Source organism: Sulfurimonas lacustris, assembly GCF_059705355.1.
In genome coordinates this window covers 349,620-362,910 of record NZ_AP046125.1, presented here as the reverse complement: position 1 = coordinate 362,910, position 13,291 = coordinate 349,620, and the positions used below count along the sequence as shown (strand labels likewise).

The 13,291-nt window shown below is 40.8% G+C and carries 10 protein-coding genes; 6 read left to right on the top strand and 4 right to left on the bottom strand.

Annotated features, from left to right (window positions below; all coding sequences use genetic code 11):
- Positions 1-13: 13 nt before the first annotated feature.
- From nhaD to AC6H4V_RS02020, 3 genes are read right to left on the bottom strand one after another with little or no spacing between them, the layout of a single operon-like run.
- On the bottom strand, positions 14-1,402 hold the full coding sequence (nhaD, locus tag AC6H4V_RS02030; protein ID WP_497607272.1) for a sodium:proton antiporter NhaD: 1,389 nt from the start codon (positions 1,400-1,402) through the stop codon (positions 14-16).
- Positions 1,395-2,846: an L-aspartate oxidase gene (gene nadB, locus AC6H4V_RS02025; protein ID WP_428729222.1), complete on the bottom strand. Its 1,452-nt coding sequence runs from the start codon at positions 2,844-2,846 to the stop codon at positions 1,395-1,397. Before nadB ends, nhaD begins: the two co-directional genes overlap by 8 nt.
- Positions 2,843-3,037: a hypothetical protein gene (locus tag AC6H4V_RS02020; RefSeq protein ID WP_428729221.1), complete on the bottom strand. Its 195-nt coding sequence runs from the start codon at positions 3,035-3,037 to the stop codon at positions 2,843-2,845. The genes nadB and AC6H4V_RS02020 overlap by 4 nt, the downstream gene beginning before the upstream one ends.
- Positions 3,038-3,076: 39 nt before the next feature.
- Here AC6H4V_RS02020 and AC6H4V_RS02015 point away from each other — a divergent pair, with 39 nt between their 5' ends.
- The 6 genes from AC6H4V_RS02015 to AC6H4V_RS01990 all read left to right on the top strand — a co-directional run bounded on the left by AC6H4V_RS02015 (position 3,077) and on the right by AC6H4V_RS01990 (position 10,882).
- On the top strand, positions 3,077-3,460 hold the full coding sequence (locus AC6H4V_RS02015; RefSeq protein WP_497607271.1) for a hypothetical protein: 384 nt from the start codon (positions 3,077-3,079) through the stop codon (positions 3,458-3,460).
- Positions 3,450-5,252 (top strand): excinuclease ABC subunit UvrC, encoded by a 1,803-nt coding sequence (gene uvrC, locus AC6H4V_RS02010; RefSeq protein WP_497607270.1) that lies wholly within the window; start codon positions 3,450-3,452, stop codon positions 5,250-5,252. Before AC6H4V_RS02015 ends, uvrC begins: the two co-directional genes overlap by 11 nt.
- A 69-nt stretch (positions 5,253-5,321) precedes the next feature.
- Positions 5,322-5,729 carry a PAS domain-containing protein gene (locus tag AC6H4V_RS02005; protein ID WP_428729218.1) on the top strand — a complete coding sequence of 136 codons (408 nt, stop codon included), beginning with the start codon at positions 5,322-5,324 and terminating at the stop codon, positions 5,727-5,729.
- Between the two features lie 12 nt (positions 5,730-5,741).
- Positions 5,742-7,280, top strand: coding sequence for an Hpt domain-containing protein (locus AC6H4V_RS02000; protein ID WP_497607269.1), 1,539 nt, complete (start codon positions 5,742-5,744; stop codon positions 7,278-7,280).
- Positions 7,280-10,507 carry a nitrate- and nitrite sensing domain-containing protein gene (locus tag AC6H4V_RS01995; protein WP_497607268.1) on the top strand — a complete coding sequence of 1,076 codons (3,228 nt, stop codon included), beginning with the start codon at positions 7,280-7,282 and terminating at the stop codon, positions 10,505-10,507. The genes AC6H4V_RS02000 and AC6H4V_RS01995 overlap by 1 nt, the downstream gene beginning before the upstream one ends.
- Positions 10,508-10,882: a response regulator gene (locus AC6H4V_RS01990; RefSeq protein WP_428729215.1), complete on the top strand. Its 375-nt coding sequence runs from the start codon at positions 10,508-10,510 to the stop codon at positions 10,880-10,882.
- Here AC6H4V_RS01990 and lon read toward each other — a convergent pair.
- Positions 10,879-13,290 (bottom strand): endopeptidase La, encoded by a 2,412-nt coding sequence (gene lon / locus AC6H4V_RS01985; protein WP_497607267.1) that lies wholly within the window; start codon positions 13,288-13,290, stop codon positions 10,879-10,881. The genes AC6H4V_RS01990 and lon overlap by 4 nt on opposite strands.
- Position 13,291: the final 1 nt, after the last annotated feature.

The window sequence follows — 13,291 nt, the reverse complement described above, 5'->3', positions numbered from 1 at the left end:
ACACAAAGTTTGTTTAATGTTTGATGTAGAGCCCTAGCACTTCGAACTGAACATACCAGATAGCGATTGAGACGACATAACCTATAAAAATAGTCCAAGAGTACTTCATATGTGAGCCAAATGTATAGATTCCCGGAAGTTTACCCATAACACCGACACCCGCCGCAGAGCCAAACGAGATAAGCGAACCGCCGATTCCCGCTGTTAAAGTAACAAGCAACCACTGATCAACGCCCATCTCTGGATTTGCTTTTAGGATTGCCGACATAACAGGAACATTATCCACGATAGCAGAGAGGAAACCGACACCGATATTTGACCATGTAGGTCCAAGAACCGATGGGTCATAAACAACCGCCGCAAGTCCAAGCCAACCGACAAAGTAGAGAGCTCCAACCGCCGCTAAGATACCGAAGAAAAAGAGAAGCGTATTGTTCTCAATCTTTGCGATAGAGTGGAAGATGTTAAACTCAGAGTTATGCACTTTTTTAAGTCTGTAAGCATAAAGCTTAAGAAGAGAGAGACCAAAGAGCATACCCCACATAGCTGGAAGATGCAGCACTTGATGCGAAAGTACGGCACAAACGATGGTAAATACGCCAAGCCCGATAACCACTTGAGCGCCATGCATCATCTCAGGTTTTTTCTCAGTCGTTGCATCAAAAAACGGTGTCTCATCGGGTACAAATCTGCTTAAGAGATATCCCGTTACAAAAAACCCTCCGATAGAAGCTGGGAAGAGGAACAAGAAGTCCACAAACTCTCCTTTTCCTGCCGCCCATGCCATAAGGGTTGTGATATCTCCAAAGGGACTCCACGCACCGCCGGCATTTGCCGCAACAACGATGTTTATCGCCCCTGGAACCAAAAACGAAACCTTGTTGCGCTCAATGGTTATAAGAACTGTTGAGAGGATAAGAGCAGTCGTTAGGTTGTCTGCAACCGGAGAGATGAAAAACGCCAAGATTCCCGTTGCCCAAAAGAGCTTTTTGTAGCTGTACCCTTTGGAGACAAGGTTGTATTTGAGTCTGTCAAAAACGCCCATGTGAATCATCGACTCGATAAATGTCATAGCAACAAACAAGAAGAAGAAAATCTCTGCAATCTCTAGGATGATATGTTCAACCTGCGTATGCACCATATTCATGTCCATGCCGTTGATGGCATAGTAAAGAGCAACAAGCATAAACAAAAAAGTACCCGTAAAGAGTGCCGGTTTAGCCTTGTCTATATGGTACTTCTCCTCAGCGGCAACAAAATAGTAACCGATAACAAAGATAATAAGAGAGGCAAAACCTACCCACGTAAATGTCAAATCCGGTATAGAGCCCCCCTCTGCACCACCTGCACTTCCGTACGCAAAACCAAACCCTAAAAACAAGAGCATCAACAACCTAATCATTTTCATCCTTTTGTATAAAATGTACCCCGATAGACTCGTCTCTCGCCAATGCAGCAAGAACAATCTCTCTTGCACTGAGCAAACGAAATTTGAGAAGTTTACCAATTTTTTCATTCAAAAGAGCATTAATCTGCTCCAACGCACTCTTTAAACCGCTTTTTGTCCTAACGATGGAGACATTCTCCCACATAATGCGGCGAAGAAGATTTTTTTTCTCTTTATCCTCTTTGTAGCTCATTACCTCATCGGCAACTTCAAACGTAACACTCTTTTTGTGCTCTTTTTTGCCCAAAAGATGCGCAACCGCTCTTTTGCCAAAGACAAGACCCTCTAAGAGCGAGTTCGAGGCAAGCCTGTTTGCTCCATGCACTTTTGTCGAAGCAACCTCTCCTACAGCATAAAGAGATTTGACGCCAGAGACCGCGCCATTGACATCTGTCTTAATCCCGCCGATAGCGTAGTGAAACGCCGGAGATATCGGTACACGCTGTTTTGGCACATCAAAACCTAAATCTTGGAGATTTTTATAGAGATTTGGAAAGCGTTTTGTAAAGTAAACATGCTCGAAGTTTTGAAATGAGAGGTAGGTTTGCATCCCTGTTTTTTTATGATGATCGTAAATCGCTTTACTTACGATATCGCGTGAAGCAAGCTCTCCCCGTTCGTCATAATCAAAAAGAAATCTTCTCCCATTCTCATCTTCAACCGTAGCGCCCTCACCTCTAAGCGCCTCAGTAAGAAGCAGTTTTTGTGCGGAGTTGTTATCTACAAAAACAGTCGGATGAAACTGCATCATCTCCATATCTGCAAGCTCTATCTTTTTCATGACGCAAAGCCCCTGCATATCGGCACTGATGCACGGTGCATTTGTGTGGTAGGCATACAAAGAGCCCACGCCCCCACTTGCGATGATGACATTATCCGCATAGATATTTCTACTCTCACGATGGTCAAGCACAGTCACCCCATAACACTCGCCATCTTTGATAAGCAAATCAACCACTCTCGCATCAGTTAACATCGGATGAGGATTTTGCTGCAACAAAAAGTAGTGCATATAGCGACCCGTTGCATCGCCTCCTGCATGAAGAATCCTCTCTTTGGAGTGGGCTGCCTCTTTGGTGTAGAGAAGTTTGCCCTCTTTATCTCTGTCAAACTCAAAACCGCGTGCTATCAAATCATCGATAATTCCCTTGGAACTCTCACTTAAAACCCTAACCGCCTCTTCATCACAAAGCCCAGCTCCGGCATCAAGTGTATCTTGAACATGCAGAGGAATATCTTCGGCATCGATTGCCAAAGCGATACCACCCTGTGCATAAAAACTGTTGCACTTAAAAGTCTCTCTTTTGTTAATGATAAGGACTTTTTTATCACGAGGAAGATGCATAGCAGCGTAAAGCCCCGCTACACCTGCTCCTACTATAATGACATCATATTTCATTTTTGTGCGGTTCCGCTCTCGCTATTGTCACTCTTTGGCTGTTTGATAATAAACTTGACATTATCATCACCCTTTGGTGCGCTCTCTTGATAGTATGGATCAGCTTTATATCCGCATCCACTTAGATTAAGCAAAAAGATTGCTATAATTACTCCATGAAAAACGCTGCTCAGATTATAGATTCTATTCAAAGTAAACCTCAATTTTCTAGACTATCTTCGCACAAATGCATGCAAAGAGTCAAATCTATGTTTACACCGCCAGTGCGCAAAATGATCAACTTTACTTACATTAAAAACAGAACACTATTTTTTGTATTTAATCATCCCGTTGGGAAACAAGAGTTTGATAATAATATACAAACTATTAAAAGCGCTTTAAAATTCTATATGCCCCCAGAGTGCATGGAGGAAGATGTGCCTCTTTTTGATGACATCAGAGCTTTTGTAACATACACACCAAAAAACATCGCCAAAGAGGAAGAAAAACAAAAAGAGGTCTATCCAGAGCGCGCTAGTGGCGACTTTGAAATACCCATACAAGATAAAAAACTTCATTCGCTTGTTCTTAGCATCCAAAAAATCATCAAAGAGATGCATAAAAATGACGCTTGAAGAGACCATCAAACAGCTTCCTGATTCTGCAGGAATTTACCAATACTTTGACATAGAGGGGCGACTTCTTTATGTGGGAAAAGCAAAAAGTCTAGCAAAAAGGGTAAAAAGCTACTTTTACTTCACCCCAGAGCTCAGGGCAAATCCAAATCTCTCAAGCAGAATCACTAAAATGATAGAGCAAACCGTCTCGCTTAACTATATCGTTGTCAACTCCGAACACGATGCGCTTATCCTTGAGAACTCTCTTATCAAACAGCTGATGCCAAAGTACAATATTTTGCTTCGTGACGATAAAACCTACCCCTACATTTACATCGATTATGGACAAAAATATCCTCGCTTTGAGATTACAAGAAAAATCATCAAATCATCCACTATCAAGTATTATGGTCCATACTCTGTCGGCGCACGTGACATCTTAGACTCCATCTACGAACTCTGCGCTCTTGTACAAAAAAAAGGGTCTCTGGCGTCCAAAAAGCTCTGCCTCTACTACCAGATAGGCAAATGCCTCGGTCCTTGCGAACTTGACATACCGCAAGAACGCTATAAAAAAGAGCTTGATACCGCCACAGAACTCATCCAAAACAAAAAAATACTCCTCAAAAAACTTGAAGAGAAGATGCATTTTTATGCCGAAAACCTCCGCTTTGAAGAGGCGAAAGAGATTCGTGACAGATGCGAGCGCATAAGCCGCTCCGAAATAAAAAGCGAGATAGACTTTGCCACCAATGAGAACTACGACATCTTCGCCATCGAACACACCGAGACAAAAGCCGCCGTTGTACGTATCTTTATGCGTGATGGCAAAATCATCTCCTCCTCCCACGACACCATCGCACTGCATGAGGGGTACGATGCAGACGAGCTCTACCAAAGAGTTTTGATGGAGTTTTACACACATGGCAAGCCGCCCATCATAGCACCCATCTTAGTAGCTGCAGATTTTGAGGGTAGAGAGGTTTTAGAGGAGTATCTTACTACTCTTTTTGAGAAAAAAGCTGCCATTCACGTTCCCAAAGTGGGCAAGAAAAAACAGCTAGTTGACCTAGCACTGCTCAATGCAGCCGAACTGCTCAAAAAAGAGAGTGCATCCAAAAACAGCGACATCACCCATGAGATACAGGAGCTTTTTGGACTTCAAAGAGCACCGCAGCGCATAGAGGTTTTTGACAACTCTCACATGTCTGGCGTGGCAACGGTGGGCGCTATGGCAGTTTATGCAGAGGGTGCATTTGAGAAAAAGAGCTACCGCATCTACCACCTTCATGCCAGAGATGAGTATGGACAAATGCGGGAGATGCTCACAAGAAGATGTGAGAGTTTTGAAAAAAATCCGCCTCCAGATTTGTGGGTTTTAGATGGAGGAGCAACACTGCTTCATCTTGCGCTTGAAATCCTAGAGTCTAATGGTGTTTTTTTAGACGTTATCGCCATTTCAAAAGAGAAAGTAGATGCCAAAGCACACCGTGCAAAAGGCAAAGCTAAAGATATCATGCACTCCAAAGAGAACATCTTTAAACTCCAAGAGAGCGACAAAAGACTTCACTTTGTACAAAAACTCAGAGATGAGGCGCATAGATGTGCCATCAACTTTCATAAAAAAACAAAACTAAAACTCGACCAAGAGAGCAATCTTTTAACTCTCAAAGGGATTTCGCAAGCAAAAATCATCAAGCTACTTAACCATTTTGGGACATTTGAAGCACTCCGCAAAGCAACTGTTGAAGAGATAAGTTGCGTTTTAAACATAAAAGATGCCAATATAATAAAAAACAGTTATATATAAGTTTTTTTTTAAACTATTAATGCTATATTTAGCGACTTTTGTGATTTTTTACGATAAATAGAGGTTTTTATGAATAAAGTTGTACCAAAAAATGAAGAGTATCTTTTTGAAGGAAAAGTAGCCATTGTTCAGACTGATTTAAATGGAACTATTACTTTTGCCAACAGAAAGTTTTGTGAAGTCTCTGGTTATACACTTGATGAACTTCTAGGCAGTAACATCAGCATAACTAAACACCCACAAACCCATGAATCTACTTTTGAGAAGATGTGGAACACTTTAAAGAGTGGACAGGTTTATAACAGTATGCTCAAAAACTTGCGTAAAGATGGGCTCTACTACTGGATTGATATTGAAATTGCTCCTATTTTCAATAAACAAGGTCAAATGACGGGCTATATCTCTGTTAGTAAACCTTCTCCAAGAAAAAACATTCAAGAAAATGAAAAATTGCAACACAATAGCAATAACCAATAGCAAAGGGTATCTATGTTAATTTATAACTATAAAAAAGAGTTTGTGGGGATAGACGAAGCCGATTTGAAGGCTTTAGGGTTTTTAAGTATAGCAAATATGCGTGCGGAGGCTCCAGATTTCGCAGATCTTTTCATCAAAACACCAGGTTATATCCATAACTTTAAGCATGTTCATTGGATTGACTATATAGCATGTAACGATAGCGGAACGGACGCAAAAGCGATTCTCAATGTAAAAGATAAAAAATTCACGACAAACCTTGCCATTAAGACAATTTATCTTGTTGACAATCCTGCGCAAAAAGCCTTTATCGTAGAGCTTTTAAACCTTAGGACACTCTCTGGAGCACAAGAAGCACAAATCATTGCTGCACCATCCACACAAAAAACAGAGCAAACAGTAGCACCCAAAGATGTAGCTCCACTCAAAAAAGAGCCTAGCTATGAGAACCTCAGTACTAATGTCATTAAAGACCCTTATGAAGAGGAGTCGCATGAGCTTGTCCCTCAAGTCCCAAGCAAACCTCGTGAAATCAACATTGAGATACATGATTTACTCGCGGAAGAGCCTGTTGCACCAAAACCAGAGATTGCAAAACAAGAGAGCAAAAAGGAACCTATAGCTGAATTAAAACAGCCACTTCTTGAGGAGGAGACCCCTTTTGATAGTTATGTTTTTGATCCACATGTCGCATCAGATGATTTGGGGCTGCCTATTGATTTAGTAGAAGAGTTTGTTCAAGACTTTATAGCTCAAGCAAATAGTTTTAAAGGCGACCTCTACAACTCTCTTGCCAACGGAAATATGGACAATCTCAGGATTCAATCCCATAAACTCAAAGGCGTTGCAGCAAACCTAAGAATCGAAGATGCACTCGATGCACTTAAAATCATCAACACCTCGCATGATGATTATGAGATAAAAATAAATCTTGATAGATTTTACAAAATCATCACTAAACTCTCAAAAGAAGAAGCCCCTAGCATCGCTTCTAAAGAAACTCCTAGTGAGACAAAAGAGACAGATGATTTGGTTTTATCTTTTAAAGAGGAGCCGCTTACTATCAAACAAAATGAGATAAGCGATGCAGATGTTCCCGATACCATAGAAGTTCCTCAACTTGCTGATGATGATTTTTTCAAACCAACCCCAACTCCTCATGTGGCAGAAGATTTGAGCGCAGAGTTATTCCTGAATGAAGAGTCTCTGCCAGAGCAGGAGAGTCCTCTTGTTCTCCTTCATTATGACAAAAAGAAAATAGCACACGATATAGGCTTAGATTTAGAGAGCTTTAACGAACTCTTTGAAGACTACCTCGCAGAAGCTAAAGAGATTACACAAAATATGAATAGCGCGATGCAAAATAGCGATTTAGCTACTTGCAAGAGCTTCGCTATCAAGCTTAAAGGGATGAGTGAAAACATGCGAATTCATGAGTTTGACGCATCTTTAGAGAGTATTATCAACGCAACGCAAAACGCGCAAATCAAAGATTTTGTAGCACAGACCATTTCAATCTTGGCTCTTATATCAAAAACAGAGGGTAAATAATGCAGTTTGGATTAAAAAATAGATTAAGACTTATCAGTCTTCTTCCGATTGTCGTACTTTTTGCGATGACGAGTTACTATGTTTACAACTCATTTTTGGGGTTCAATGCTGCGCAACAGCTCCAAAACAGACTAGAGCAAAACAGAAAACTCAATGAAGTAGTCAGTAACGTTGCGCGTGAGCGTGGTATGAGTGCGATGTATCTTGGAAACAAGACAGAAAATATCCTCAAATCACTTCATGAACAAAGAAAAGTTGTTGACCAAAAGGTGGAGAGCTACCTTCAATTTGCACAAGAGAGTAAAAGACTCCATACAGATGCAAACAACGGTGAAAAAAGTGATTGCCTCGCATGTGGCAACATAGATAACGTCATTGCGGTTATTGCTAAAATCAAGTCGGTAAGGCCTCTTGTTGATGCACACACCATAGAGTTTGAAGAGATGTTTATGGATGTCTATGTTGCAGCACAGGCAACTTTTATCAAACAGCTTGAACAAATTACCGAAAACCAGATAGATAAAGAGATTAATCAACTTTACTCTCTTTATATCTCAATGGTCAACGCAAAAGAGGCATCGGGTATTGAGAGAGGGTATATGGCATATATCATCTCTCGTTCTACAGAACTAACAAGTGAAGACTTAAACAAATGGATTTCTCTTATCGGTAAAGCCGATGCACTCAACTATGAGGGGATTCAAAACAAAGAACTTGTAAAGAGCTTAGACACACTCTTTAAAAATGAAGATGCAAAAGAGCTCTTTGAAGAGATAAACAGCGAGAGAACAGCGATTATCTCCGTTGCAGAGAGCGGTGAGTATGATATTACTTCAGGTATCTGGTTTACTATGCTCTCTGAAAAAATCAACATTATAGCCCAAGCAGAAGAGCTCCTCTTAGATGCGATGAACGCAAGAGCGCAGACAGTACAAGATGAGTCCCTTCGTGTTCTTATTTTAACATTCACCGTTTGGTTTATTGCGATTATTCTTGGTATTTTGGGCTATATCTTATCCAATGAGATTGCAAAAAACATCAAAAACCTTGAAAACGTTTTAGAAAAAGTTACGGGTGACTACGACTCAAAAGAGAGAAAAATCAACCTTCATACGGCAGAAGGTACAAACTTAGCTTACCAACTTCTTGAAGATATCATCGAGCAGACCAAAAAAGATAAAATTTCTGCACAAGAAGCGAGTGAGGCAAAATCCATGTTCTTGGCTAATATGTCACATGAGATTCGAACACCTCTTAATGGAATTGTCGGATTTACTGAACTTCTTAAAGATTCAGGGCTTCAAGAAGAACAGAGTGAATTTGTCGATATCATCGAAAAAAGTTCAGAAAATCTTCTTGAGATTATCAACAACATTCTTGACCTCTCTAAGATTGAGAGCAACAAACTTGAGATTGAAAACATCGCATTTAACCCTATCTTAGAGTTTGAGAGCGCGGTGGAAGTTTATGCAGTTCGCGCGAGTGAGAAGCATATCAATCTTGGATGTTTTATCGATCCTAGTCTTGAGTTTCCGCTCAAAGGTGATCCGACCAAACTCAAAGAGGTTATTATCAACCTTCTCTCCAATGCCGTCAAGTTTACAAACAACGCTGGTTCTATCAACGTCAACATCAGAAAACTCGAAGCGCAAGAAGTTGGAAAAACAAGAGTCAAGTTTGAGATTCAAGATAGCGGTATCGGTGTTACGAGTGAGCAAAAATCTAAAATATTTGAAGCATTTTCTCAGGCTGATACTTCCATCACACGTAAATACGGTGGAACCGGTCTTGGACTTACCATATCGAGCAACTTTGTTGAGCTTATGGGCGGCAAACTCGATCTCGATAGCAAGGTTGGAGAGGGTACAACTTTCTTCTTTACGCTTGACTTTGATGAAGTAGAGACACTTAGCGAGAGTTCACAGGGTAACTTTAACACACTCAAAGCATTGATTCTTAGCGATTCGTATAAGATCAAAAAGCAAGACAAGTACTTAAGAGAGTACCTTGATTACTATGGAGTGGCGCACACAACATTTACTGATATCTCAAAAGTAGAGCTACTTTCACAAGATACTTCGTATAATCTTCTCTTTGTTGATTATGACTACACAAATGAAGAGACATTGCGCGAGTTCGCAAAACTTCCACAAAATCTCATTGTTCTAACAAAATCAAATCTTATGAAGCGCATAGACTCTCTTGGACTAGATATCTTCAAAATACTCTATGAGCCTATTCACTCTTCTAAAATCAAACAAACTTTAGAAAATTACGTCGCATCACATGCAGTAGTACAAGTTGCTAAAAAGAGATCTCGTAAGAAGTTTGACCTTAACAAATCAAAATTTATTGCGCATGTTTTAGTTGCTGAGGACAATGTCATCAACCAGAAACTTATCCAAAGAACACTCGAAGATTTGGGTCTTACCGTAACCATCGCAAACAATGGTCTTGATGCATTCCAGAAGAGAAAAGATGGAAAATTTGATCTCGTCTTTATGGATATCCAGATGCCATTTTTAGATGGCGTAGAGGCTACTGCAGAGATTTTGGAGTGGGAGAGAGACTATAACCAGCCACATATCCCTATCGTTGCACTCACAGCAAATGCGCTCAAAGGAGACAGAGAGAGATTTTTAGCAGCAGGACTTGATGAATATACAACAAAACCTCTTGTAAGAACAGAGATTATCTCTGTACTTAACACTTTCCTTTTTGACTTTATCGTTGAAGAGGATGATTTAGAGCGTCCCTCTAGCACTCAAACGCCTCATGAGCCAGATATGCAAGAGGTTCTCATCGAAAAGATTGATGAAGCAGCGCAGCATCACACAACAGCAACAGAGTATAGAGCAGATATCCTCATTGCAAAGAAAAGCAGCTTTGAGGCAAAACTCTACACAAAAGTGATAGAGTCTATGGAGGGGTTAACCTATGAAGTAGCCTCTTCACTCGTTGATTTTCAAGAGCTTATCAGTAACTACTCCTACAAAGTGGTTCTCTTTGACAAAGAGTATGCGGACTTGGATGTTGTCGCTATTGCTACGAGTATCAGAAAACTCAGTGCCTCCAATGGTCTTGAATCGTATGTTGTTTTAGTGGATGATTCAATGCAAAAAAACAGCCAAGCACACAGCGCAGAGGTAGATGAGATTATCAACAATGTTGTTACTAGAGATGTGCTAAAATCTCTCTTCGTAAAACATGTTCAAGAAGGAAACTAAATGTCAAAAGAACTTACTATACTCGCCGTCGATGATGATTTGATAAACTTAAAACTTTTAAAATCGATGCTTACAAAAAACCCAAACGTAAAAGAGGTGATTGAAGCAAAAAATGGAGCCGATGCTATTGGCTTCATCAAATCAAGAAACGATATCGATCTTGTTCTCTTAGACATCATTATGCCCATCATGAATGGTTTGGAAGTTCTTCGGGTTGTGCGTTTGGATGACAACATCAAGCAAACGCCTATCATCGTACTTACAACTGATGAGACAAAAAAGACAGAAGCTCTGGAACTTGGGGCAAACAGCTTCTTAATGAAACCTATCAGAAGTGTAGAGCTTACTGAAAAAATCGAGTCACTTCTTGTTTAAACAAGAATGTGACTTATAACCTCTTCGATTCGACTCACTGCAATAATCTCTAAAGACTCTTTGACTTCATCTGGAATATCTTCCAAATCTCTCTCATAATTTTTTATCGGGATAAGCACCTTGCTCATATCAGCTTTGTGAGCCGCTATAAGCTTTTCTCTTAAACCACCGATTGGAAGTACATCACCGCTAAGAGAAACTTCTCCCGTCATAGCGATTTCTGAACGCACTTTTCTGCCACTTAGTATAGAGGCGATAACACTTACAAGAGCGATTCCGGCACTTGGACCATCTTTTGGCGTTGCACCATCGGGAACGTGGATGTGTAGGTCATAACGCTTATATACTTCACTGGCATCTATCTTTGTCTTCTCTTCTATCTCTTTTGGCGAGAGCGGGATATTTTTGGCATCTATTTTGAGTTTTTTGGTATCGATAAGCGTTTTGACGACACTGTATGCTATATGTGCCGACTCTTTCATCACATCGCCCAAACTTCCCGTAAGTTGCATACTTCCTTTGCCTTTGATGCGGATACTCTCGATTTTGAGCACATCGCCCCCGACAGCAGTCCACGCAAGACCATTTACAACTCCAACCACAGGAATTTTTGTTGTTTTTTCTATCTCAAAAACTGTTTTATCAAAGTAATCTTTGAGATTTTTTACAGTCAGAGAAACCTTTGACACCTCCGGATGCTCTAAAATCTCCCGTGCCACTTTTCTTGCCATGTTAGCGATACGGCGGCGAAGGTTACGCACACCCGCCTCACGTGTATAGCTATGGATAAGCTCTTTGAGTGCCACTTTGGAGATGGTAACTTCTGATTTTTTAAGACCATGTTTTTTAAGCTCTTGCGGCAGAAGATATCTTGAAGCTATCTCATACTTCTCTTGCGGCGTGTAGGAGCTGATACCTATGAACTCCATCCTATCACGCAACGGTGCAGGGATATTGCCTACATCATTTGCCGTTGCTATAAAGATAACTTTTGAGAGGTCAATGTTGAAGTTGAGATAGTAGTCTCTAAACTCACTGTTTTGCTCAGGGTCTAGTATCTCTAAAAGAGCCGCAGTCGGGTCGCCTCTTCCGCTTTTTGCTACCTTGTCAATCTCATCGAGCACAACTACTGGATTCATCTTTTTGGCACTGATAAGCCCCTGCACTATGCGCCCGGGCATCGCACCGACATAGGTTCTTCTATGTCCTCTTAGTTCGTTAACATCCTCTAGCCCTCCAAGTGCGATGCGCACAAGTGGGCGTTTAAGCGCTTCAGCGATGGAGTTAGCAAGAGACGTTTTACCCACTCCGGGAGGTCCCCAAAAACACAAAATCGCCCCAGAGCTATTTTTTATACCTCTTAACTCCATCAGCTCTTTGACCGCAAAAAACTCTGCAATTCTCTCTTTTGGCTTCTCCAGTGAGTAGTGGTCTTTGTCAAGTTGTGCTTCAACTTCACTGATTTTGAGCTCTTTTTTGCTCTCATCTCCAAAAGGAACTTCAAGCGCCCAGTCAAGATATGTCTGCGTCATAGAAGCGTCAGATGAGTCAGGATGCATACGTGAGTAGCGTTCTATCTGCTTTGCTACCTCCTTGTATGCTTCAGCACTCATCTTTGCTTTTTTTGCTTCAAGTTTTTTTCTATACTCTTCAAGCTCTTCATCTCTTGACGTGTCGCTTCCAAGCTCTTTTTGTATCTGCTTGAGCTGCTCTTTTAAAAAATACTCTTTGTTGACTTTTTCTATGTGCGTGTGTACTTTGGAGCGAATCTCTTTTTGGAGTTTGTTTGCCTCTATCTCATCGATAATATGCTCAATAAGCTCTAAAAATCTCTTCTCTGTGTTTGACTCGACAAAAAGTGCATATGCCTGCTCTTTTTTTAGCTTGACGGTAGAGCAGATAAGGTCGATGATACGGTTATAGTCATGATTTTCTTCTATGGTGCGGAGCAAATCAGGAGGAAAGTAGTTACTAACTGCGGCGAGTTTTCTCACCTTTTCACGCAATATTTCTAGTATTGCATCAATTTTGAGAGAGTTTACACTTGTCGCTTCTATGACATCAACTCGTGCAATAAGCGGATTTTCACTCACTTTTGCAAAAGTCTTTGCGCGTGCAAGACCTTGAAAAAGAACCTTCACTCTTCCATCAGGAAGTGCTACTTTTCGCATGATAGAGCCTACGACACCGGCATCATAGAGTGCTTCAAAGCTTCTCTCACCCTCATGCGATGGTTTTGTAGGACATACGATAACCAAAGAACCCTCTTCTATGGCTTTTGCGGCTGCTTTTATGTTGCTCTCATCGCTTAAAAAAAGCGGCGCAATCATAAAAGGGTATAAGAAAATTTCATCTTCTGCGATAACAGGTATATCAGCAGGAAAATTACTATAATCGCTTAGTTTCATA

Excerpts from the sequence above, each read along its gene's own strand:
- uvrC (WP_497607270.1), top strand. The coding sequence starts at position 3,450 with ATGACGCTTGAAGAGACCATCAAACAGCTTCCTGATTCTGCAGGAATT.
- nhaD (WP_497607272.1), bottom strand. The coding sequence starts at position 1,402 with ATGATTAGGTTGTTGATGCTCTTGTTTTTAGGGTTTGGTTTTGCGTAC.
- AC6H4V_RS01995 (WP_497607268.1), top strand. The coding sequence starts at position 7,280 with ATGCAGTTTGGATTAAAAAATAGATTAAGACTTATCAGTCTTCTTCCG.
- AC6H4V_RS01990 (WP_428729215.1), top strand. The coding sequence starts at position 10,508 with ATGTCAAAAGAACTTACTATACTCGCCGTCGATGATGATTTGATAAAC.
- lon (WP_497607267.1), bottom strand. The coding sequence starts at position 13,290 with ATGAAACTAAGCGATTATAGTAATTTTCCTGCTGATATACCTGTTATC.
- AC6H4V_RS02005 (WP_428729218.1), top strand. The coding sequence starts at position 5,322 with ATGAATAAAGTTGTACCAAAAAATGAAGAGTATCTTTTTGAAGGAAAA.
- nadB (WP_428729222.1), bottom strand. The coding sequence starts at position 2,846 with ATGAAATATGATGTCATTATAGTAGGAGCAGGTGTAGCGGGGCTTTAC.
- AC6H4V_RS02015 (WP_497607271.1), top strand. The coding sequence starts at position 3,077 with ATGCAAAGAGTCAAATCTATGTTTACACCGCCAGTGCGCAAAATGATC.
- AC6H4V_RS02000 (WP_497607269.1), top strand. The coding sequence starts at position 5,742 with ATGTTAATTTATAACTATAAAAAAGAGTTTGTGGGGATAGACGAAGCC.